This is a genomic window from Nocardioides sediminis, assembly GCF_003047295.1.
GTDB classification, from domain to species: Bacteria; Actinomycetota; Actinomycetes; order Propionibacteriales; family Nocardioidaceae; genus Nocardioides; species Nocardioides sediminis.
In genome coordinates, this window is record NZ_PZYZ01000015.1 from 1 (window position 1) to 21,966 (window position 21,966).

Annotated in this window: 23 protein-coding genes and 1 pseudogene; 12 read left to right on the plus strand and 12 right to left on the minus strand. The window is 66.7% G+C overall.

The features are described from left to right. From cofH to DAI17_RS20600, 4 genes are all read left to right on the plus strand, one after another. A partial coding sequence (cofH, locus tag DAI17_RS20585) for a 5-amino-6-(D-ribitylamino)uracil--L-tyrosine 4-hydroxyphenyl transferase CofH (RefSeq protein ID WP_107775123.1) occupies window positions 1-1,261 on the plus strand: 1,261 nt, incomplete at its 5' end. Continuing rightward, window positions 1,258-1,869: a 2-phospho-L-lactate guanylyltransferase gene (cofC, locus tag DAI17_RS20590; protein WP_107775124.1), complete on the plus strand. Its 612-nt coding sequence runs from the start codon at window positions 1,258-1,260 to the stop codon at window positions 1,867-1,869. The genes cofH and cofC, both read left to right, overlap by 4 nt. After that, window positions 1,866-2,099 carry a hypothetical protein gene (locus DAI17_RS20595; protein ID WP_107775125.1) on the plus strand — a complete coding sequence of 78 codons (234 nt, stop codon included), beginning with the start codon at window positions 1,866-1,868 and terminating at the stop codon, window positions 2,097-2,099. Before cofC ends, DAI17_RS20595 begins: the two co-directional genes overlap by 4 nt. A 573-nt stretch (window positions 2,100-2,672) precedes the next feature. After that, window positions 2,673-3,023: an antitoxin Xre/MbcA/ParS toxin-binding domain-containing protein gene (locus tag DAI17_RS20600; RefSeq protein WP_159081694.1), complete on the plus strand. Its 351-nt coding sequence runs from the start codon at window positions 2,673-2,675 to the stop codon at window positions 3,021-3,023. Window positions 3,024-3,269: 246 nt separating this feature from the next. Here DAI17_RS20600 and DAI17_RS20605 read toward each other — a convergent pair whose 3' ends face one another. From DAI17_RS20605 to DAI17_RS20615, 3 genes are all read right to left on the minus strand, one after another. After that, entirely contained in the window at window positions 3,270-3,719 is a 450-nt protein-coding gene (locus tag DAI17_RS20605) for a hypothetical protein (protein ID WP_159081695.1), read from the minus strand. Further along, window positions 3,716-4,903: a hypothetical protein gene (locus DAI17_RS20610; RefSeq protein ID WP_107775128.1), complete on the minus strand. Its 1,188-nt coding sequence runs from the start codon at window positions 4,901-4,903 to the stop codon at window positions 3,716-3,718. Before DAI17_RS20610 ends, DAI17_RS20605 begins: the two co-directional genes overlap by 4 nt. A gap of 109 nt (window positions 4,904-5,012) precedes the next feature. Continuing rightward, on the minus strand, window positions 5,013-6,101 hold the full coding sequence (locus tag DAI17_RS20615; RefSeq protein WP_107775129.1) for a hypothetical protein: 1,089 nt from the start codon (window positions 6,099-6,101) through the stop codon (window positions 5,013-5,015). A 300-nt stretch (window positions 6,102-6,401) separates the two neighbouring features. Here DAI17_RS20615 and DAI17_RS20620 point away from each other — a divergent pair, with 300 nt between their 5' ends. Next, window positions 6,402-7,307, plus strand: a complete 906-nt coding sequence (locus tag DAI17_RS20620; protein WP_107775130.1) for a tyrosine-type recombinase/integrase — start codon at window positions 6,402-6,404, stop codon at window positions 7,305-7,307. 37 nt (window positions 7,308-7,344) lie between these two features. Here the strand turns inward: DAI17_RS20620 and DAI17_RS20625 are convergent, their stop codons facing one another. Beyond that, window positions 7,345-7,872, minus strand: coding sequence for a hypothetical protein (locus DAI17_RS20625; protein WP_234412635.1), 528 nt, complete (start codon window positions 7,870-7,872; stop codon window positions 7,345-7,347). A 4-nt stretch (window positions 7,873-7,876) separates the two neighbouring features. After that, the gene (locus tag DAI17_RS20630; protein WP_199905243.1) at window positions 7,877-9,322 is read right to left on the minus strand and encodes a hypothetical protein; all 1,446 of its coding nucleotides are present in this window, start codon (window positions 9,320-9,322) and stop codon (window positions 7,877-7,879) included. Window positions 9,323-9,548: 226 nt separating this feature from the next. On the opposite strand from DAI17_RS20630, the gene DAI17_RS20635 reads away from it, so the two are divergent. From DAI17_RS20635 to DAI17_RS20650, 4 genes are all read left to right on the plus strand, one after another. Further along, a complete protein-coding gene (locus DAI17_RS20635) occupies window positions 9,549-9,977 on the plus strand; it encodes a hypothetical protein (RefSeq protein WP_107775132.1) in 429 nt (142 codons plus the stop codon). Between the two features lie 546 nt (window positions 9,978-10,523). Further along, window positions 10,524-11,288, plus strand: a complete 765-nt coding sequence (locus DAI17_RS20640) for a DnaB-like helicase C-terminal domain-containing protein (protein ID WP_107775133.1) — start codon at window positions 10,524-10,526, stop codon at window positions 11,286-11,288. After that, window positions 11,285-11,827, plus strand: coding sequence for an 8-oxoguanine DNA glycosylase OGG fold protein (locus tag DAI17_RS20645; RefSeq protein ID WP_159081696.1), 543 nt, complete (start codon window positions 11,285-11,287; stop codon window positions 11,825-11,827). Before DAI17_RS20640 ends, DAI17_RS20645 begins: the two co-directional genes overlap by 4 nt. Before the next feature lie 157 nt (window positions 11,828-11,984). Beyond that, window positions 11,985-13,136 (plus strand): hypothetical protein, encoded by a 1,152-nt coding sequence (locus DAI17_RS20650; RefSeq protein ID WP_159081697.1) that lies wholly within the window; start codon window positions 11,985-11,987, stop codon window positions 13,134-13,136. A 139-nt stretch (window positions 13,137-13,275) separates the two neighbouring features. Here DAI17_RS20650 and DAI17_RS21140 read toward each other — a convergent pair whose 3' ends face one another. Continuing rightward, window positions 13,276-13,758 (minus strand): hypothetical protein, encoded by a 483-nt coding sequence (locus tag DAI17_RS21140; protein ID WP_159081698.1) that lies wholly within the window; start codon window positions 13,756-13,758, stop codon window positions 13,276-13,278. A gap of 371 nt (window positions 13,759-14,129) precedes the next feature. On the opposite strand from DAI17_RS21140, the gene DAI17_RS20655 reads away from it, so the two are divergent. Beyond that, window positions 14,130-14,465, plus strand: a complete 336-nt coding sequence (locus DAI17_RS20655; protein ID WP_159081699.1) for a hypothetical protein — start codon at window positions 14,130-14,132, stop codon at window positions 14,463-14,465. Between the two features lie 598 nt (window positions 14,466-15,063). Here the strand turns inward: DAI17_RS20655 and DAI17_RS21145 are convergent. From DAI17_RS21145 to DAI17_RS20675, 6 genes are all read right to left on the minus strand, one after another. Further along, complete coding sequence (locus tag DAI17_RS21145) at window positions 15,064-15,657, minus strand: hypothetical protein (RefSeq protein WP_159081700.1); 594 nt, start codon at window positions 15,655-15,657, stop codon at window positions 15,064-15,066. Window positions 15,658-15,952: 295 nt separating this feature from the next. Next, window positions 15,953-16,390 carry a DUF6221 family protein gene (locus DAI17_RS21820; RefSeq protein WP_407669760.1) on the minus strand — a complete coding sequence of 146 codons (438 nt, stop codon included), beginning with the start codon at window positions 16,388-16,390 and terminating at the stop codon, window positions 15,953-15,955. Between the two features lie 36 nt (window positions 16,391-16,426). Beyond that, window positions 16,427-17,416 (minus strand): LLM class flavin-dependent oxidoreductase, encoded by a 990-nt coding sequence (locus DAI17_RS20660; protein WP_199905244.1) that lies wholly within the window; start codon window positions 17,414-17,416, stop codon window positions 16,427-16,429. Between the two features lie 189 nt (window positions 17,417-17,605). Further along, the gene (locus tag DAI17_RS20665; protein WP_107775138.1) at window positions 17,606-17,866 is read right to left on the minus strand and encodes a hypothetical protein; all 261 of its coding nucleotides are present in this window, start codon (window positions 17,864-17,866) and stop codon (window positions 17,606-17,608) included. Window positions 17,867-18,178: 312 nt separating this feature from the next. Then, the gene (locus DAI17_RS20670; protein ID WP_159081701.1) at window positions 18,179-19,180 is read right to left on the minus strand and encodes a beta propeller repeat protein; all 1,002 of its coding nucleotides are present in this window, start codon (window positions 19,178-19,180) and stop codon (window positions 18,179-18,181) included. After that, window positions 19,177-19,722, minus strand: a complete 546-nt coding sequence (locus tag DAI17_RS20675) for an RNA polymerase sigma factor (RefSeq protein WP_107775142.1) — start codon at window positions 19,720-19,722, stop codon at window positions 19,177-19,179. Before DAI17_RS20675 ends, DAI17_RS20670 begins: the two co-directional genes overlap by 4 nt. 580 nt (window positions 19,723-20,302) lie before the next feature. Here DAI17_RS20675 and lhgO point away from each other — a divergent pair. Continuing rightward, a complete protein-coding gene (gene lhgO / locus DAI17_RS20685; RefSeq protein WP_107775141.1) occupies window positions 20,303-21,532 on the plus strand; it encodes an L-2-hydroxyglutarate oxidase in 1,230 nt (409 codons plus the stop codon). 117 nt (window positions 21,533-21,649) lie between these two features. After that, window positions 21,650-21,966 (plus strand): annotated as a pseudogene (gene fbiC, locus DAI17_RS20690) (7,8-didemethyl-8-hydroxy-5-deazariboflavin synthase); the annotation flags it as partial.

The window sequence follows — 21,966 nt, forward strand, 5'->3', positions numbered from 1 at the left end:
CCTGCACGCCTCCATCGACACCGAGGGCCGGTCGGCCGACCGGCGTGGAGACTTCGACGACGTGTACGGCGACTGGGACGCGCTGCGCGAGGCCGCCGCGACGGGTGGGTCGACGACAGCGAGTGCTCTGACTGGGGACGGGTGGGCTGCCCTGCGCGCCGCCGAGGCCGACCCCGCGGGCCTGACCGACGAGCAGGCTCTGGCCCTGATGACCGCCGACGGCGACCTCCTCGACCAGGTGTGCCGACTGGCCGACGACCTGCGTCGCGACACGGTGGGCGACGAGGTGACCTACGTGGTCAACCGCAACATCAACTTCACCAACGTCTGCTACGTCGGGTGCCGGTTCTGCGCGTTCGCCCAGCGCCGCACGGACGCCGACGCCTACTCCCTGTCGCTGGACCAGGTGGCAGACCGCGCGGCCGAGGCGTGGGAGCTCGGCGCGACCGAGGTGTGCATGCAGGGGGGCATCGACCCCGAGCTGCCCGGGACGGCGTACTTCGACCTCGTCGCCGCCGTGAAGGCGCGGGTGCCGGGCATGCACGTGCACGCCTTCTCCCCGATGGAGATCGTCAACGGCGCCACCCGCACCGGCCTGTCGGTCGAGGACTTCCTCACCAGGGCCAAGGAGGCCGGGCTCGGCAGCATCCCGGGCACCGCCGCGGAGATCCTCGACGACGACGTCCGCTGGATCCTGACCAAGGGCAAGCTCCCCACCCGCACCTGGGTCGACGTCGTGACCACGGCGCACCGCGTCGGGCTGCCGTCGAGCTCGACGATGATGTACGGCCACGTCGACAACCCACGCCACTGGGTGCAGCACCTGCGGGTGCTGCGCCGCATCCAGGACGCAGCGCTGGAATCTGGGGTGGTCGGCTTCACCGAGTTCGTGCCGCTGCCGTTCGTCCACACGAGCTCCCCGATCTACCTCGCCGGCGTCGCCCGCCCGGGGCCGACGATGCGCGACAACCTCGCTGTCCACGCGATGGGCCGGATCATGCTCCACGGCTCGATCCGCCACGTCCAGACGAGCTGGGTCAAGCTCGGCGTCGACGGCACCCGGGCCATGCTCCGTGCCGGTGCCGACGACGTCGGCGGCACGCTGATGGAGGAGACCATCTCCCGGATGGCCGGCTCCGACCACGGCTCGGCCAAGACCGTCGCCGACCTCACCGAGATCGCCGCCGGCATCGGGCGCCCCGTGCGCGAGCGGACCACGACGTACGACGATCGCATCGCCGTCCAGGGGGTCGCGCGATGACGACGGGGACCGCAGGGGCATCGCTGGTCGTCCTGGCCAAGGACGCGCACGCCGCCAAGACCCGGCTGCAGCTGCCGCGCGAGGAGGCCCGCCAGCTGGCGCTGCGCCTCGCGGCCTCCACGGTGCGGGCCGGCCTCGCCGCGGAGACCGTGGGTGCCGTGCTCGTCGTGACCAGCGACCCCGACATCGCCCGCGACGCACGGGGGGTCGGCGCCGAGGTCGTGGCCGAGCCCCACCCGCTCGGCATGAACCGCGCCGCCGCCCTGGGGCGACGCCGAGCGCTGGAGGCCCGGCCGGACGCGCCGGTCGCGGTGGTCGTCGCCGACCTCCCCGAGCTGCAGCCGACGGACCTCGACGCCGTGGTGCGCGAGTTCGCCACCAGCGGCAGCCCCCTCTACGTCACCGACCGCCAGGGGACAGGCACGACCTTCCTGGTCCACGGTCCGGAGAGATGTCCGGGCTTCGGCTTCGGGCGGCACTCCGCCGCGATGCACCACAGGCTCGGCTACCAGCGAGCGGCCAGCGGCCCGCCGTCCCTGCGCCGCGACCTGGACACCGCCGAGGACCTCGCGGCCCTGTCGGTGCCGGGCGTCCTGGTGCCGTCGTGACCACCGCCGTGTCGTCGTGGATGGTCTCGGCGCGCCACCGGTCGACCGCCGCCGTCACGCCGCCCGAGCCGTTCGGGGAGTGGCACGCCAAGAGGCCCGGAGATCCGTTCACGGCGTGCGGTATCCCTGCCGCGGCGTGGCCCATCTTCTGGCAGCTCACCCTCGCCCAGGGGCGGGAGAGGAACTGCCCCGACTGCCAGCAGGTCCTATACGAGGCGCGGAGCCGCTGAAGCCGTCGATGTGGGCTCGGCGTGCAGGCGAATGACAAGGCCCGAACCCACATCAGTGAGTTCGGGCCTTGCCGATGTTCTGAGACATCACAAGGCCGCTCTGTGCTCCTGTGACCCTGTGCTCCGTAGACAGAAGGTTGGCCGTCATTCACGCACGCAGCAGGAGCGGGGACGTAGGTTCCTGTCCCACTCGTGTAACCGCCCTGCCGACCCGACCCGCCTTTCGTGGATTCCGTGGATGTTCCGGTGAAACACCGGAATCTCGTCGGATCCGGCCGGAAGCGGGCGGACGGAGCGGGAGGTCGCGTGACGGCATCCGCGCAGGTCAGAGGCAGTTTGGGCCCGTTCCACGCGCGGTCCCGCGGTCCGCGCCCGCAGTGATTAGGTCGTCGGTTCGATTCCGACAGGCGGCTCCGATCGAGGCCCCTGACCTGCAGAGATGCAGATCGGGGGCCTTCGTTGTTCCCGCCCAGAGCGCCCACGTCAACCAAACTCAACCAGCTTCTGCTGCCCTGATTCGAGTGGGCTGCGAGTGACCTCGCTAGAACGGTCATTGCAGGACATGATGATGAGGTGACTGACGGAACCCTTGCCGACCTTGTCGCCACGCGAACCGAGCTGCTGGTGCGAGCGCTTGGGAACGTCACGCGGGTGGCTGAATGCCTGGGTGTCAGCAGGACTGTCGTCTCCAGGTGGCGCGCCGGGACGCTCCTGCCCACTCTGGCTCAGGCCCGGTTGCTCGTCGACCTCGACCACGTCGTCGCGCGCGCCTCGATCATCTTCGAGCCCCCCGCCATATGGAACTGGTTGTCTGGTTCAAACTCCCACCTCGAGGGCGCGCGCCCGATCGACGTGCTCCAGATACGTGGGGCCAGCGCTGTCGTCGAGGCGCTGGACGCCGCGGAGCAGCTGGAGTTCGGGTAGTCCGCCGGCAGTGGATCGAGCTCTTGGGCGTCGGCAAGCCGTCAGACGACTGGGAGCGGTGGCTACCTCGCTTCGCCCAGAAAGACTCATCGGTGGAGCAACTCACCGTACTGGTCAAGGACGCCCAGCAGTGGTCCGGATCCAGTGCCCAGCCACGACGACTATGGCCGCACTCTGCACGCGGACGGCGCCGACATCGCAGACGGCTCTTGACCGGGTGTCGAGACAATGCGCTTGCTACGCAACTCATTGACAGACACAGTTCTCAGCCACTTTCGTTGCTGCGTCGATGACTTCAGCGAGTTCCTTCGGCGTCAAAGTGTCGATCGAGAACTCCTTCGCCTTCGCCCTCACTTCCTTGTCTTCTGTGACGATCAGCCATGTGTCGGAGAAGAGGTCCTGCGTACTGAGCACAACGGCCATGGCAACTAGGATGGGATCGGCAGTGCCCTTGTATCTGTAGAGATTGACCAAGCCCATGTGCCCGGCTGGGACGGTCTTCATCACGTCTGCCAACTGAGCCAACACCCCGGGTGTCATTTCGATGGTGACTGGCTCCAGAAGCTTGGCGTGCTTTGCTCGCCGAGACTCGTACGCGACCTCGGCCGGGACTCGGCAGTGCTCCTTAAAGAAGGTGGACGTTTTCCTGTCCCCGAGGGGACCAAGCGCGTTGTTGTCGATCAGGTACATGGTCATGGCCATCGCAGCCCTGCCCTGTAGTCGCTGATCGCGCGATCATTGCGGTAGGCATTGGAAAACATGACCCGGCAGAAGTCGCTAGTCCTGATGGTCCCAGCGTCGTAGAGAGCGAGCATGCGCCGGGAGCACTCGTGCCCGTTGTACTTCCGCAGGGCGTTCATCGGCAGCATCCTGTTGCGCGGAGTCGTCTCTATCCTGTCCAAGGCGTCCTTGAGGTCGTTGAGGTGGACCTCAGCTTCATGGCGGGTCAGAAGCTTCAGGCGCTGAGCTCGCATAACCACCGCGCTCGGCGTCACCTTGAAGACATCAGACGCCGCTCGGATGGCGTCAAGGTCGCTCAGGTCTGTGCGACGGAAGTCAGCCTCGGGCATCAGGATCTCTGCTGTCAGCCAGTACTCGCGGTTTGACTTGTCCTCGGTGGTGTGTCCGTTGTAGGTGACGGTGGCGAACCGTCCGCGCGCAACGAGCACCGCCATGAGGGTCAGAGTGAAGATTCGTCGCCCAGTGGGCTCGAACGCCTCTCCCTCGTCTCCACTGGCGAGGAAGATGAAGGGCAACTTGGTGTCCTTAACCGTCATGCCGCTGAAGATCTTGCCCGCCGGCAGCCGCTGCGGCATCAGGTCCTGGACGCTCTGTGCTACGAGGATGTTCTTGGCTTCCAGCTTCTCGACGAGAAGATTGAGGGCGTCGCCCTTCTTCTTCGTTCCCCTGAGTTCTATGGGGTCGAGGTCGAGCGCTGCCATCAGCTTCGCGGCGTCCTCGGCGATGGGCGCCTTTGACTTCTTAAGAATCCCGACGATGGGGTTTCGGTCGAGGGCCTTGTCCTTCTTCATCCAGTCCTGCTTGAACTGGAGGATCTTGACGATGAGCTCTACCTGCGCGATGTCCACGTGGTGCCGCGAGTTCATGGAGAACTCGCGCTTGGCGCTGAAGCCCTGAAGGAGCCGCTCCTGCTTGATGCGGAGTTGCTCTTCCACCACATCGCGGGGAGCGAAGAACAGCGGGTACGGGATTTCAGCCTTGCGGGCGTGGTCGACCAAATCCTTGAAGGAGATGGAGCCTGTCTCTAGCGCACTCGTCACCTTGGCGTAGCTGCGGACGACCGACTGCTCAAAGAGTGACGCGAAGACTTCGCGGTCGATAGGTGTGGCGACGCGATCGAGTGTCACCTTTATGGACATTCACGGCACCGCCTCCCCTCGTCTCATTGCAGCGGTCCAGAGTGCGCCTCCGCGTGCTGCGTTCATGGACGACACACCAATGATCCCCGGTCCCTCTCGCGGCCGCTGGTCAATCGCGATTTTCCACGCGGCGCGCTTCGCCGTTGAAAAAGTAGATGAGGCTGCAGACGATCATCAGGCTCTGGACCGCGTTGCGGCGGGTGTACTGCTTCGTGCTGACGGTGTGGGCAGTCGCGTTGCGGCTAAAGGTGTGCGGCACCGGCAGTCCCTCGTTGGGGAAGAACTTCTGCCACGCCTGCCAGGTGGGGGCAAGCGCGATGTACTCATGTGCGGTGAACTCGTCATAGGCAGCGTTGGTGCGCTTGCCCCGCTTGTCGGGGGTGTAGAGGTAGCGGTCGGCACCGAAGTAGGTGTTCACCATGGAGTCGAGCCGCGACCCCGTAAGCGCCTGAGCCGCCTCCGTGTGGCCTGCCTCCAGAGCATCGAGAGCCCTGAGCGCCATCGGGACGTACGCGGTGACAACGGCGGTCTCGCACCCCTCGACTACAGCGCGACAGTCGGCGGAGATCGCCTTCCATCGCCGTCCAAGGATGTCCCGCCGCCTCGCGGCACTGTCAGCGCGGATAAGCGCCTCCGCGATGGCAGTGCGGGGCACGCCGTACATCGCGATGCCGTCCACCATCACGACGGACTCGACCTCCTCCCACCGCAGCCCCTCGATCGGCTGCAGGTTCGGAGGGTAGAAGGACAGCTTGAGTCGCTCCAGGGAGGGACCAAGCGTCTTCATCCATGCCGACTGCTGGGCGGCCACCTGCGAGGCGAGCTTGGCGAAGGAGTCGCTCAGACCGAAGTCGACGTTCTTGTAAAGCTGCCCGCTGATCCTGTTGAGACTCGACTGAGCAAGCGCCGCGGACTTGAAGATGTCGCTGTTGATGCTCGTGGCGATCTGCTTCTGCCGCAGCGCCTGAGCGTCGAGGAGGGGCTTCATGGCGTTCTGCAGGATCGCTTGCTGCCGCTGTGCGATGCCGGAGATGGCCACCAGGTTCGTGAAAGTCGACTGGGGCAGAACGAACTTGGGCAGGTCGACCTCCGGTAGCACCATCTTGCGCAGCAAGTCCATGGACTTCTCCAGCGCCTCCCGCTGTCCAGGAGCCAGCTCGATGTCGTCGCCGTCCTCGGGCTCGTCGGCGTCAGTCATTACAGGCACAGGAGAAGTGTGTCCTTCGCCGGTAGATCCAACCTTGCGGACGGCAGAGAACAGTTGCATCACGCCTGCGTTCGCGGGCGCGCTACCCATGCCGCTGGGAAGGCTAGTCGCCTAGCGTCATTCCGCCGCGTGCCGCTCAGGCGCGGAGCTGGTCGCAAGTGTCAGTGAGCCCGCGATCTCGCGATCATTCGTACCTAGGCGAGAACCCGATCGGCCCTAGCGTCGGGCAAGCGCCTCGACCTCGCGCGGCGGACCTGGGCGAGGCTCGGCCGATTCCGCCAGGTGACACCGATGAACACGCTGCTGCCCTTCCAGCCCGATGCGATGACGCCCGCCCAACTCGCTGCCGTGTCATACCTCGCTCGATATTCCGGGCACACCCACACGCTGTACGCCTCCCAGTTGCGGCGCTGGTTTGCCTGGTGCGAGACCAACGCTCTCGACCCGCTCGCCGGGATCCAGCGAGCGCATATCGAGCTCTACATCCGACACCTTGGACAAGCCGGCCTGATGGCGTCCTCGGTCGTCACCTCGATGCACGCCGTGCGTGGCTACTTCCGCTACGCCCACATTGACGGACTCATCGTGTCCGATCCGGCCGTCTACGCGCGCCTGCCAAAGGTGCACCGCGACGAGTCCCGGACCCAGGGGTTGGACCGCCTCGAGCTCATCCGCTTCCTCCAGGTCGCCCAGACACTCACCGTCCACCACGGAGCGTTGGCGTTCCTGCTCGGCATCAACGCCCTGCGGGCGTCCGAGGCCGCTGCGGTCCGGATCGAGGACTACGCCGAAACACTGCGTGGGCACCGAGTGCTGCACCTCGTAGGCAAGGGCAACAAACCCGCCACTATGCCGATCACCGTGCCGGTACTACGCGTCCTCGAGGCCTGCCGCGGCAACCGAACCGAAGGACGACTGGTCTTACGACCCAAGTCCGGCAACCCCATCGACCGCCGAGACGCTTACCGAATGGTCTGCCGAATTGCGAAGGCGGCCGACATTCCTCGGCACATCAGCCCACACTCGCTGCGCCACGCTGCGATCACCAACGCCCTCGATGCGGGCGTCCCGCTGCGCGACGCCCAGATCCTGGCCAGACACTCTGACCCGCGCACCACCGAGCACTATGACCGTGCCCGCGGAAACCTCGATCGTCACGGCGTCCACTTCCTCACGGCGTACGTCGCTGGCGTCTAGCCGAGCGCGGGGACGCCGCGAGGGCACCTGTGCGCCGCTACAGGGTCTTGGCCTCAGCGCTGCTGACGGATCGGCCGGCCTTGCGGTTGGCGAAGGGGCGGACGCCCCAGTCGGCGACGAACTGAGCGATGAGCTCAGACTCCACCTCTTCCGGATCGACGTCCGGTGTCTCGAGCCAAGCGACCCGCAGTTCCGAGCTGTCCGTGAGTTGCCAGAGGTACCTACCGCCCCAATGGCCCACGGGTTGTCCCGCACCGTGTCGACGAAACTCGTCAAGTCGCTTGGCGATGCCCCGGCGGCCGGTCGCGCCTGCGGCGGCCTTCCCGATGTAGATGACGCAAGGACCTTCAACCCACGCTTCCTGGAGGGCTGTCCGATCTACAGACGGATCCTTTCCCTTGAACCATCCGGCCGGGCTCACCTTCTGGAAGCTTGGCGGCTGAGCACGGTCGCGGAGGACGACGTAGACGCCCTGCCCCTGAGGCACAGGCGAGGTCGGGAGGTCCGCGAACCGGACAAAGCCCTCGAAGCCTGCAGCGGCTAGCCCCTGCCTCGTCCACTCCACAGCATCAGTCCGCATCTGTCTTCGCAACCGCACCGGGGTGGGCGCTGGAGGCTGCTGCCACTCGATCCGACGCGCGATACCCCACGCCCGCTTCGTCGGCACCCTCTCGGGCGCCGTCCTGCGAGGAGTAGTCGGTCGAAACCAACGCCGGCCGCACGGACTCGTCGATATCAACGGGCTCGGGACTGGCGGGGCGCAACTTCGGCGGTGCTGCGGACCAGGCTCGCAGGTTGCCCAGCACGTCAAGGTAGAAGGCGTCGACCGTGGTCAGCACGGAGTCGATAAACGACCCTCGCCCTCGTCCGCGCTTCGAGCCCAGGCTGCCGGACACGGCAAGGCGAAACGACCGCAGCTCCTTGGCCGGGTCAAGGACAAGGCTGCTGGGGTTCTCTCGCACGGTGGAAAGCAGCTCGGCGGCTTGCGATCCGCGGGCGTGCGCGACGAATGCCTCGACCCTCGTTCCGTCCGGCGCGTTCTTCAGCTGCCGCACCAGCCAGTTCACCCGAGTCGTGGCTCGTCCTTCACGTGGGGACTCGACGTCGACATGGCAGGTAACCCTCCCTGCGCGAAGGTCTGCGGTCACCACGAGCTGCCCGACGGTGTCCGGGATTCGTATGGCCCCGGACATCTGTCCCGTCGTGCACAACGACGTCGCTAAAGCCTGGGCGCGCAGGAGTGGGTCGGCGGCCTCCTTGCGCGACAAGACGGGGACAACTTCGGTGCCGAGCTGGCGCCCGAGCTGGAGGCTGGCGAACCGCAGTAGTGCGTCGAACCGGGCGACGACCTCAGCGATGCCCTTGTCGTTGGAGCGCAGAGTGCCGGCGGTGACCTGGTCACGGACGCCGACCCAGGCCTCGCCCATGTCGTCGAACTCCAGTGCGCCGGACTTGCTGTGTTCGAGGTAGCGGATCAGTTCGCCCAGGATCCAGGCCTGATCGGGGTCGGCGACACCGCGGAACTCCTTCTGCATCACCGCCTCGGCGAGCACTTGCGACCAGGACACGTGGTGCAGGGCGACCTTCTTGAGCTTTCGCTTGTCGACCTTGGTGGGGTGCTGGCCAGCGACCGCGGGAATTTCGTTGGAGATGGTGATGACTGCCTGGAATCCGTTGTCACGTGCGATGTCGAGATAGTTCTCGAGCTGTTCGGTTGCGAGCTGGTTGGGGCCGGTCTTCACCTCGACGAGCGCCGTCCACGTGGTCGAGCCGCGCGTCACACGGATCAGACCGTCGGGGTAGAGCCGCTTCTCCCCGAGGATGAAGGGCACCTCGATGAAGCACTCCAGGGTGCCCGCTGGGGCACCAAAGGGCTTGACGAAGCCGCGACCGAACTCCTTGACCGCCGACAACACCGCAAGGAGCGCCGACGTGGCACGGCGCTCCTGCTCTTCGGCCCCGTTGATCCCCGAGGTGGGAATGAGACGTGCTTCGTGCCAAGACTCTTCGGCCATTGCTGGTCCCCCTGCTGACAGTTGGTGAAGTGCGACTTGCAGGGCCGGGTGCGGCCCGAGACTCATGGAACGCTAGCGAAATTGGGCGCCACCACACGGCGATTTCAGCAACCAGGTCTCGATCGGCATGGCCAAAACTCGCCGTCGTCGTGTTTGAAGGAATGGCTACGGCCAGAGCGTCACTCGGCTTGGATCGGTGCATCAACAACCCTCTCGTGGAGCCGTCATGTCCAAGCACCATCCCTTTTCACGCCGCGAGTTCCGGCGACGGCTGATCATCTGGCTCAGGCGCAACCTCCGGCTTATTGCAGTGCTCAGCATCGGACTGGTCGTCCTCATCGCATTCACCACGGGGCTTGTACTCGCTACGTGGCCCAATACCGCCTTTGGATGGTGGTTGCTGGGAGCACTGCAGACTGGCATGGTCGCGGCGTACCTCCACCTGCTTCACACGGCATTTCTTGCACATGACGCAGACGCCATCCGACACGTCCGTGGCGCCTGGGGCGAGGACAACACTCGCAGCGAACTGCAGCGCGCCAAGCGTATGAAGCTCGTATGGGGCTGGGTCGACAGCCTCGGGTTGCAGCATGGCGACATCGACCACCTTGTTGTCACCCGGAAAGCCGGCTTGGTGGCGGTCGACTCGAAGTGACGAAGTCAGATCAGCGACACTGCGGACATGGCACGAGCCGCCATGAAGGCCCGCCTACGCGCTGAGGGGTTGACGCGCGACCTGCTGAAGGGGACGGCGCGCGGAAGCCGACGAGCGAGGGTAAACCCCCTCAGCGTCACCTCGGTCGTGGTCCTTTGGGGACCTGCCCAGCACGGCGTTCCGGACGGGGCCTCCGTCGACGGCATCGAGTTCATCGCGGGGCGGAAGTTCGTGGACTGGCTCGGGCGACTGGACAATGAACCCGTCGACCGTGCCGCGGCGGCGCACATCATCCGCAGCCTCGAAGATCGTCGCGCAGCGACAGACCGAGCGAACGCCGCAGCTACTACTGGCCCGCTGCAGCCCAAGCGTTGACCCGACGGCCGGGGTCTGTGCCACCGATTGTGCTCAGTCCGCAAGCCGACTCGACCGAGGCGAGCCCAGCAGGAAGGTCATGTGGGAATCGAAGCTGAAGACACTCGACCCGTCGGTGGATCCGCGCGCCGGTCCAGCAATGCTGTCGGCGGCGTCCGCCACGATGCCAGCGTGCTCACCTCATCAGGACTCCTTGCGGCCTTCGACGCGTACCGCCAGCCGTCTCCGACAGTCGGCAGTGGCCTCGCAGACTTGGACTCGCTGACCGGCGGGATGCAGCCCGGGCGACTGTGGGTGGTGACGGGCGCACCGGGGCAGGGCAGGACGGCACTCGTGACGCAGTGGGCGGCAGCGGTTGCAGGTCAGCCGGGGCAGACGGTCCACCTGGTCACGCCACGGGAGTCGCCGGCGAGGGTCGGGGCCCGCCTGCTGGCGCTCCACGGAAGGCTGCCGCTGCATCGTGTCGCCTCGAACACCCTTGTCCCGGCGGAGGCTGAGCGTCTGGATGAGGCGAGGACGCAGGTCCAGCGACTGGGGCTGAGCCTGTACGCGGAGGGGGAGGACACCTACGTCCCGGAGGTTCACCCAGAACGCGGGGAGCCGAAGCCAACGGTGATCGTCGTCGATGACGCGGACCTGGTGTCAGGTGTTTCGCCAAGCACCGTCGCGTCGTGGGCCGAGGCTGGGCTCTACGTTCTGCTGTCGCTGCCGCGCGACGTCGTGATGACGAGTCCTGACGACGAGTCCGACCTGGACCCCGCGTGGGCTCGAGCAGCGGACGTCGTCCTCGAGGTGCGCCATCGCGGGCTTCGAGACGGGCGCCTTCGTCCCGGTGAAGCCGATTTCTGTATTCACCGCAACAGGTGGGGACCGCTCCGTACCTTGTCCACCCAGTACCAAGGCCACTTCGCACGCTTCGTGGAGGCGACGTCATGACATCAGCCCACAACGCTGCTTTCCGAAGGAAGGCCCCGGACGGGTTCCTGCCCCCTGGCTGGGTTCTGGAGAGGGTACGAGTAGGAGCGCAGGAAGGACCCACGGAAGCTGTCGATGGATTCTCAGCCAAGACGCTCGGCCCGCAGTGGTGGAAGGAGCGTGCCTCGCAGGTGGAGGAGGCGTACAGCACGCTGATCAAGCGGGGTGGCGGGATGATCCCGTGGCTCGGGCCTGCGTTCTTCAGCAAGTTCCTCTACTTCGCCAACGGCCACCGCGAAACGGGCGATGAGAACGCGCGTTGCCTCATCCTCGACGCGCGTGTCGCTCGCAGCCTCTACCTGGCGGGTTGGAGCATGGCTCCGACGTACAGGAGCGAGACAGGCACCTTCAGCTACAACTGGTACACGGAGACGTACGTGTCCTACTGCCAGGTGTTGGAGGGTTGGACCGCGGAGGTCGGCAGATCCACCGCAGACATGTTCGAGCGGGCTCTCTTCCAAGGGTCGGAGCCGGTTACGGAGGGTGCGAAGCCCAGCTGACTCAGGCGCTCGACCCGAATGAGATCGCACAGCGCAGCCAGTCTTCCGGCCGCGGCGGACCACTCGGGAGTGCGTCACTTCGTCACTTCGCCGCAAGTCGTCGCCCTCTTGATCGGATTGTCCTGCGGAGGGTGCCGGTTGCTGTCACCATCCTCGCGTGTCACTCGCTCCCCATCACGCCGCGGACACGGCAACCGCGTCCAATGCCACTGGCAGTCCTTCGACCGAGCCATTCGTGGCCATCGCCGTCGAAGTGTTCCACCTCCCAGATGGGCAAACCGCGAACCCGGCGAAGGTGGGGCGACTTGCCGCCCTTGACTCGGCGACTGGCTTTCGTTCCGCACCGCTGCTAATGGTGGTTGGCGAAGGAACGCACCGAAAGGTGCTGCTCGGCCGGTGGCACATGTGGTTGGACGGAGAGCGAGTTCTTGTCGATGCCGCGATAGAGCGGATCGCTGACGAGAGCAGTGGCTGGGAGCGAGCGGACGCAACAACGTCGACGCTGACAGAACTGCTGCGCGTCCCGTTCGAGCCGCGGCTCAAGGCCGATCTGACGGCCAGGCACGAACTCCTTGCGTCCCTCGCAAAGGAGGCAGCAGAGCAGTCACGGAACGGCGTTGCGCAAGTCCGCTCCTTGAGGCTTGAACTCGAGGAAAGGGTTGCGGCGTCGCTGGGCTCGGCCCAGGGCGAGTCGCCCTCGAGAACTGTGCCGTTGTTAATCAACCTGGGTATCGCGATGACACAAGCTCGCCATGCGGCGCGCGAGGCTGTCCGAGAGGGACTCTGGCTGTGGAGCGACGACGCCACGGCGTATCACGACTACCGTCGTGGCCGCGACATCACACTCGCCAATTGGCATCCCCCGGTGGATGCGATCACCAGGCCATGGATGGGGACGCACGACGCAGCGATTCGGCACTGCGAGTCGATGGCAGAACTCCTCGGCGAGGAGGTCCATGCGCTCACCCAGATGGTTCAGGCGGCAGGTGCAATGGCGCAGATCCATGACGCCGAATCCGCCGACACTCTCAACAAGGTCGCTAGCGCTGCAGCCGTGGGCATTGGATTGCCTTCACTTGGCCTCGCCTACTACGGCGCCGACCGGCTGTTTGTGCTTAATCCATCTGGCATCGTCGTTGTGCTTGGCGTGATCCTGATTCCCACGGTCTTCGCCATCGTGGCAAGCATGGTGGTAGGCAGGGGTAGTAAGAGGTACACCGCCGTCGGCATGGGCGTCCTTGTATCTTGTTTGCTGCTGTGCCTCATTCTTCCAACGATCGTTTCGAAGGCCCTCGATCTCGCGGGTTGACCGGCCGTAGTGCCGCGATCTGGGTCGCCAGCAGGCCCCAATGGGGAGGCGAATGCATGTCCCCGTCACTGGATGAACCATGGGGGTCCACCCACCGCGTCATTTCGCCGCGAGCCGTGCGGATGACAGCGTCGCTAGATCAGCCGTGCCGAACCCGACCGGGAAGAGCGCCGGCACCCACACGGGCGGCGTCTAGGTTGCCGTTCTTGGCGACTATGTTGGCGCCCCGACCAACAGCCCAGTGAAACCTCGGACCGAAGTTCAGCGTGGCCGCGCCATTCCACTCGGCCTGCTGGCCTGGACCGCGGAACGTAATGATGTTGATGCGCCTGCCTTTTAGCCAGCACACACCGGAGCCAAGGTTCAGCTCGCCGGCGCCGTGGCCAGTGAAATCCTTGCAACCTAGGTGTTCGGCGACAGTCATCGCGCTCATGCGGTAGTAGGGCTGGTGGTGAGCCTGAGCCGTGGGCGCCCCCGCGAGCAGCGAGAGGACAGCCAAGACGGTCGTGAGGCAAGCGTTCAATCCGAGCGACATGGCGGTAACCGTAGGGCGAATCGCTGGAGCGGCGTGACGCCATTGGATGAACTGGGCGCGGGTCATGACCGGCGCGGGGTGCTTCATTCCGCCGCCTTACCCCGTGCCAACCTGGGCTACCGAACTCGCGCACGTTGACCGCGGTGAACCCACCGGCCATGCGGGTGCTGACGGGATGCAAGTCGCGGCGTCCGTTCCTGCTCGCCCTTGAGATGGCCGGCCGTGGCGTCCCCACAAGCGTTCGAGCGCTTGCTAGTACTTCTGAAGCTGCGGTGCGTGCTGCTGAACATCTCCGTGAAGGCCTCCCAGCGGCGAAGCATCGCTGGAGCGTCTTGCAACGCGGGCGCAAGTAGCCCGATCTCCATTAGCCTCTCCTTGTGCGAAGTAGCTGGCAGCAAGAACTGGTGGAAGCTAGCACCTGGCCAAACCGTGTCGTTGGCCTGCGGTGGGCCTCCGCTGTGACAGTGCTGTTATGTACTGCTTCGGTCGGTGCATCGCTTCCGCTGTTCTGGGACGAGCACCAGGCGACGGTCGTCGTTTGGGCAAGAACGGTCGCCCTCGTCGTCGGTGTGGCCGGACTGGTGAGCGGCCTCCTGGCGTGGATATTCGTGAGACGGCTGCTCGGGTTGAACCGCTTCCTGACGAGGGACGAAGGCATCTTGGAAGAGGCTCGGGAAGCCGCCTTCCGCGACTACGAGAACTGGCGCACCGAACAGGAGAACTGGCACGCCGCGAATCGTCTCTGGAATGTCGAGCGCCGGCTCATCGAGCAGTGGCATGACCAGCACGACTAGCGGGGAGCGCGAGCATGGTTAGCGACGCAGGCGGCGATGACACCTCCCAAGAAGAAGCAACAGTGCCCCCAGCGTGGCCGTTTGGCACGAAGGCTGGCGAGTCGTCGGGACTCGCGACAACCGAGTCGCTGAAGCACGTGGCAGGGACGACGGATACGCCGTCACGTCCACCGCTACTGCCGCCGCCACCATCCCCGCCCCGAATGCCGACGCAGATGCCCCCGCACCCGGAGTTGACGGCAGCACTGGCCACCGGACGATTCTCGCTCAAAGCGGCGTGGATCACGGCGAGCCTCGGCCTCGTGGGCACAGTCATTACAGCGATCTGCAGCGTGTCCGCAGCAATAGTCGATCAGCAAGACCCCGAGCCAGCGAACGCTTCGACGTGCGTGGTGGCGTATCGGAACGTTAAGGACGCTGTGGACATGGGCATCTCGAGCCCAGCACTCCTCGACAACCTCAACCGCCCAGGGGTTGACGCCGAATGTGGTCGGGAAGTCGACATCGCAAGGGAGATTGCGCCTTAGAAGCCCAAGCGGATGTGACCCTGTATCGGGTGCGGCATTCCGCCGCGTACCCGCGGGGTACGGCCAGCTGACTAGAACCGGAACGCCCCTTCGACCAACCACTGCCGGTGACGCTCCTGCCAAACAGCGGGCGTGGCTGGATGCACCAGTGCGATCCAGATGACATCCGTGCCGGATATCGAGACGGGCCGAGGCCGGCCGTAATCGTCTGGCTCGAGTTTTCCCGACTTATCAGACTCGCTCAGAGCGGCGACTACACGCGATGCAGCGTTCCCAAGCGACACAAGTAGCTGTGGACGTGCTGCGGCGATCTGCCCACGGATCCTTTCCGACTGCTGATCGAGTGCTTCTCGTACGATCTGAGATTCGCTTGGGTGCGCACGCAAACTGGCGGCGGGGAGTCCGCTCGTAACTTTCACCATGGGGTCGTAGGTGTCGCGCAGTCTCGCCGCCGCGCCACCGCTGAGCCTGTACGTCGTCAAACAATCGGTGATGAAGGTGCTGCCTGCTCCTGCGTCGCGAAGCGGGTCCAGGATGTTCGAAGTGAGCCATGAACCAGACGGCCCGTTGAGCGTTGCGGTACTGACCTCGCCCCAGTTCGGGTCCAAGTACTTGGCCCTCCAACGCTCGACGCGCTGATCGGCATCGGATCCGTCCCAGAACACTGTGGGCTCGTTGTCGACTGCCAAGGCCGAGATCGGCCGCAACCCCGACGAGCGGGGCGGCACCCACCGGACGTGCACAGCCGATGGGTACGCGCCGAGCACAACCGCATCACAGGGGCCAGGCAGCGCGTCGCCGCAAGGCTGGACAGGAGCACCGAATGGGAAACGGCCCAGACCAGTCATTGTCCGGTCATACAGGGTGGTCCCGAATTCGTCTACGAAGGCTCACCGGTGAGCGGCCAGGTTTGCGATCTCGAACTGGGACTATCTGCCGTGATCGGACCGGCCAACGAGGCTAAAGTCGTGGCAGTTGGACACTAGGTCGCCAGTCGAAGCGGTAGTCGGAATGGTCCGCGTAGCGGGCTGTCATCACCTTCAAGACTTCTGACCCAAGTCGAGTCACCGGCCCGCTCTCGAAGGACGAGGCGCCGGCCGCCGGGGTTCCTTGCTCGTCCTGCATCGCCTCAATGTTTAGAGCGACCAAGGCCCGGTCTGTTTGCACGCGTTGCAGGAGAGCCGCGCGATCGAGGAACCGCCGCTCAACCTCGGCGTCGTTCACTTCAAGGCCAACATCGGGGTGTCCGAAAGGACCGAGTCGATGTCTTGAGTCAGGCGATCTTGAAGGAAGCGAAGAAGACTCGGATCGGTGGCCACTCGGCCAAGGTAGCCAAGTGATCACCGTCGGCGCCCTCGATTCGATGACCGGCAGGCCGCGACGCGGCGGCACGGTCATACCGCCGCGTATCGGTGACGCACACCGAGGGCGACGTCAATGACACATGGCGTCGAGCATGTGGTCGAGTTCTTCGATGGGGCGGCCCGGTGGAAGCACGACCGTGGGCATCTGCGCGCCCGCGGCGTACCAGCAGTCAAGGGCCTCACGTGCCTGTTCGGTATCGCCCCACAGGGTCAACTCGTCGAGCAGCACCCGCGCCGACTCGGGGACGTCGAACGTGCGTCTGGTGGGGTTGGCCGCGAGGACCTCCTCGACCGCGTGACCGTGTCCGAGGCGGAGCAGGGACTGGCGGTAGAGGGGGCCCATGTTCATGAGGTAGAACGACACCCACCACGAGGCCATCTCGAGGGCCTTGGCGGGGTCGTTCGAGACCGCCGCCGGGACGCAGGGGGCGATGAGTGGAAGCGTCCGGTGGGGTTCCCCGCGCGCCGCGCCGTCCCGGAGCAATCGCTGGCTTGGGTCGAGCCCGGAGATTGGGAGGAGGAATGGTGCCCACCCGTCGGCGAGCTCACCCGCGAGGCGAACGGACTCCGGGCCAAGTGCTGCGAGGTGGATCGGGATCGGTCTCTGCGGCGTGAGGGCCAGCTTCAGGGGCCGGTTGTCGCGGTCGACGGTCGGTTCTAGTCGTTGGCCGTCAAGGAGTCGGCGTACCTGTCGTGTCACAGCGCCGAGACGTTGGACTGGCTTGGTGAACTCGATGTCGTGCAATCCCTCGGCAAGAGGCGGGCTCCCCGCGCCAAGACCCAGCACGAACCGGTCGGCCGAGGCTTCCGCAAGGCTGGCGGCGAGCATGGCGATGGTCGCTGGCGTGCGTCCCCAGACGTTGAGAATCCCCGTGCCGAGTGTGATCCGGCGCGTCCGCGTTGCAACCTCCGCGAGGAGCACGCCCGCGTGGTGGCCCCAGCCCTCTGCCACGAAGAACGCGTCGTACCCGAGGGCTTCCGCGCGATCAGCCAGGTGCAGCACGACCGGACGCCGTGTCTCCATGGGCGTCAAACCGACCGCAAGCTGTCGAGTGGGCACTACTCGATGATTCTCGACTGTCGGCCTGATGTACAGGAGAACACCTGGATCACAACGGGATGGAACCCGTGCAATCAGTCGCGCCATATTTCGCCACGACATCGGCTTGGGGCATACCGCCGCCAGCGCGCTCGCAGAGCCCTGATGGCACTGCGCCCTTTGTGGTCGGTTCTCTGCGTAGTCCTGACGTCAGCTCTCCACGTAGACGACGACGGTTTCCGGATGCACACCGTCGTACTTCATTGCCGCCGCGCCGGCCTCGCTCTCCATCACCGCCTGGAACGCAGCCATGTCGGCCACGTCCATGCTGAGGCCGACGTGGTTGGCTCGGCTGGGATCAACGAAAGTGCGGATGTTGCTCGCGACCGACGCGAAGACTTCCTCGCGTTTGGGCGAGGAGAGCCAATGGGCGACGTCGTCAACTTCGTGGGTAGCGATCAAGCTGGGCATCTGAAGTCCTCCGCTGGTGAAGTGATCCACCGTGCGCGGATCGATTTCACGCTACGCGCGCGCGAACGCCAGGGCCATAGCCCGCCTGCACAGCCACGGGTGGTGCAGAACCAAGCCCGAGCGCGCGGAAGCGTGCTTGCCAATACCCACACCCGCCCCACAGTGCGTCTTGCCGCCGCGAGCGCCACGAGCGGGAGCGACGTCGGTTCTCTGGACTCGATCGGTCACGCTTGCATCAAACCGTCGCCCTGCGCGGGTCGGTGCGTGCGGTGAGGCGCCCGTCTACGGTCATGCGCTCGCGCGGAGCCGGTTTCACTGGGTTGCGGGCAAGAACTCGACGACATCGCCGGGGCCGTTCGGCTCGATGCGGGCCAGCCCGGCGTCGGTCCGCGCCTCCCAATGGCCAAGGTCCTGGGTGGGGTCGCACCACAGCGTCGTAGCGCCGGCCGCGTCGGCGAGCACCCACTCCTCGCCGTCCATCGAGGTCCAGACGACCCGTCGGCCTTCGAGCGACCTCGGCGGTGCCACCACCCCGGTGGCCTGCAGTCCACTTTCGACATCCCGGACGGCGCAGATGGCCTCCTTCTGGGGGAGGTCGAACGCAGTCTCGTCGGCCACCGGCGCCCACGCCATGCCGTCGGCGGAGCGCCAGAGGTGCGCGCCGCCTCCGTAAGATCCCCACGCGTAGTAGCCCAGGCGCGTGCTGGTGATGCCCCACAAGGCCACCCAGGCTCCGTCCTTCGGCGTGGCGACGGGTGACTCGATCCACTTCCGGCCGTCGGCGGAGCGCCATGCTGCGGGGCCACCCATGCCGACCCCGACGGCGAGGAAGCCCTCGTCGACGGCGATGACGTCGGTGACGTTGACGGAGTCGGGCTCGCTTCCGAGCGGTGGTGCCTGCCAGTCAACGCCGTTGTCGGACCAGTAGACAGCTGGGCCCTCGTTCTCGAAGTCACTGCTGTCGCCGACGACCACGAACCGTCCGTCGTGAGCGGCGATCGCTTGGGCGCTGAACCGGTGGGTACCGGTGTCGATCGGGTACCACGGCGGTTGCACGTCGCGACGTTCGGCCTCCGGGGTGCTGGTCGGGCTGGGCGCCGGGTCGGCCGGCTGCGTGACCCGCTCGGAGCTGCCCAGCGAGGCCAGCACCAGGACGAGCGCGGAGCAGACGAGCAGCACGCCGGCTGAGATGCTCCTGGTGACGCGACGTCGACGTCGCTTCCCGCGATTGCGTACGGCGTCGGGCGCGGGCAACAGCCGGGGATCCGAAGCGTCCCCCAGGTCCCGCAGCGCGGCGCCGAGCGGGCTGATCATCGCCCCTCCTCCTCGCGCACCAGCACGTCCGCACCGGCAGGAGCCGGACCGGCCAGATACTCAGGGCCCAAGGCGACGCCCAACCGTTCACGAGCGCGGGACAGTCGGCTCTTGACCGTGCCTTCGGCCACGCCGGTCTCAGCGGCTACCTCACGCACCGACAGGCCGACCAGCTCGTGGAGCACCAGAACCCGACGGTGCTCCGCACTCAGGGCGCGCAGCGCGGTGACCACGTCGATGGCAACGTCCGCCGACGCCTCCACCTCCATCGGGTCGCGCTCCAGCTGCAGCCGGCGCAGCATCCTTCTGGCCACAGCACGCCGCCGGAACTGACTGATGGCCAGCCGCCACGCGACGGTTCGAACCCAAGCCGAGGGCTCGGCCAGTCGTGACACCCGGGGCCAGCGTTGCCACGCCCGGGCATAGGCCTCCTGCACAGCGTCAGCAGCAAGTTCACGATCGAGGGTCATGGCTGTGAGCTGGCGCAGGACGGCCTCGCGCGTCGAGAGATAGAACTCATCGAAGGACGCCTCGTCCGCCATCACTCACCTCCTCCTCGAGGTGAACACGCGCAGGACTGCGAGTCGGTTCCCACCAGTGTGATCCTGGAAGGTCAAGACTGCATCAAGTGCTGCTGCACACCTCGGACGGGCCGGCCCGCGCCCCCGCTTCTCCCGCACACGTCCGGCTCGTAGCGATGAGACGTCGCGCAGGTGCGTCTCTCCGCCGCCTTCGGACGCAGCGACACCGCCAGCAACACGGGACTCGCTGTTGCCATGGGGGACGTTGAAGGGTTCTTCACGGCAGCAGCTACTGGGGACGTAGACGGTCTTCAGATGATCTACGCAGCGGGCTTCCTGCTGCTTCGCCATACCGGTCAGATCAATGAGTCCGACCTCGAGTCCTTCGTGAGTGACCGGTCCTGACGCTGTCGGAAGTGCCCCACCACTCCGGCACTGATGAGGCGGGTCCATCGTGAAGCGGGCACACCCGAGCTCAGCGTTCCGCTGTGTCGGGTCTGGCCGAGGCGCATGATGGGGGCATGACGTCGGGTCCCTTCGCCGTACATGCCGCCAGCCGTCCCGCGCCGCTCGCAGCCGTGGGATCCGGGGAGCATGCCTCGTGAGCGAGACGTCCTTCGCCGTCATCGGCGGCGGCATCCTGGGCGCTGCCGTGGCGCACCGGCTCCTCGAGACCGGCACGGCGGATCGCGTCACCGTCCTGGAGAAGGAGGACGCGCTGGCGCAGCACCAGACCGGCCGCAACAGCGGCGTCGTCCACGCCGGCCTCTACTACCCCCCGGGATCGCTCAAGGCACGGCTGTGCCGCTCCGGGGTCGGACTGCTGCGGGACTTCTGCGTCGAGCACGACATCGCCTACCGCGAGATCGGCAAGGTGCTGGTCGCGCTCGACGACCACGAGGCATCCCGGCTCGCCGACATCGAGTCGCGCGCCCGCGCCAACGGTGTGCCGGGTGTGCGCGCCATCGGCCAGGAGGAGCTGCACGAGCTGGAGCCACACGTGCGGGGGGTCGCCGGGCTGCACTCGCCCACCACCGCGATCGTCGACTACCCCGCCGTGACCCGTCGGCTGGCGCAGCTGGTCGAGGAGGCCGGCGGGATCGTCCGCACCGGGACCGAGGTCGTCGGGATCGACGACCGCCCAACCGGCGTACACGTCACGTCGAGGAGCAGTGCGGGCACGCAGGTGGAGACGTTCGGACGGGTCGTCGCCTGCGCTGGGCTGCAGGCCGACCGCCTCGCCCGCATGGCGGGGGGAGGGCGCGAGCCACGCATCGTGCCCTTCCGCGGCGAGTACCTCACGCTGCGCCCGGAGCGCCGGGACCTGGTCCGGGGGCTGGTCTACCCGGTCCCGGACCCGAGGTACCCGTTCCTCGGCGTGCACCTCACGCCGCGGGTCGACGGTGAGGTCCTGATCGGCCCCAACGCCGTCCTCGCCCTGGCTCGCGAGGGCTACGGCTGGACCGACGTGTCGCTGAAGGACCTGTCGGAGACGCTCGGCTACCGCGGCTTCGCGTCCTTCGCCCGGCGCCACTGGCGCACGGGGGTGGCGGAGATGCGGGGGTCCCTCGTGCGCGCCAGGTTCGTCGCCGCCGCGCAGCGATACGTGCCCGAGCTGGCGTACGACGACGTGCAGCCGGGCCCTGCCGGTGTCAGGGCCCAGGCCATGGACCGCACGGGTGCGCTGGTGGACGACTTCTGCGTCGAGACGAGCGGGCGCATCACCGCGCTGCGCAACGCCCCCTCGCCGGCCGCCACGTCGAGCCTGGCCATCGCCGACCACCTCGTCGCAGGCATCCGCGATGACATCGGCGGCCGACGGACGTCGTGAGCGCGCCCGGGCCCCGGCTCGGCGCGGACGTGGCCACGCGTGCGTGCACCCCGTGCGGGACCATGGGGCAGGAGTCGTGCCGTCCCGGCACGCACCGCCTGACGAGAGGTGCCGTCGATGACGGGTCCCGCGCCCACCCCGCAGCAGGTACGCCGCGCCTTGGCGCGCGCCGAGCGCGGCGCCGCCCTGGACGTCGACGAGGCCACCGTGCTGCTGGCCGCGACGGGTGAGGACCTCGACCGCCTCACCGCGGTCGCCGCGCGGGTCCGCGACGCCGGGCTCGTCGCGGCGGGTCGTCCGGGGGTGGTGACCTACTCGCCGAAGGTGTTCGTCCCGGTCACCCGGCTGTGCCGGGACCGGTGCCACTACTGCACGTTCGTCGAGACGCCCGCGCAGGCCGAGCGCGAAGGCCGGGCGCCGTACATGTCTCCCGA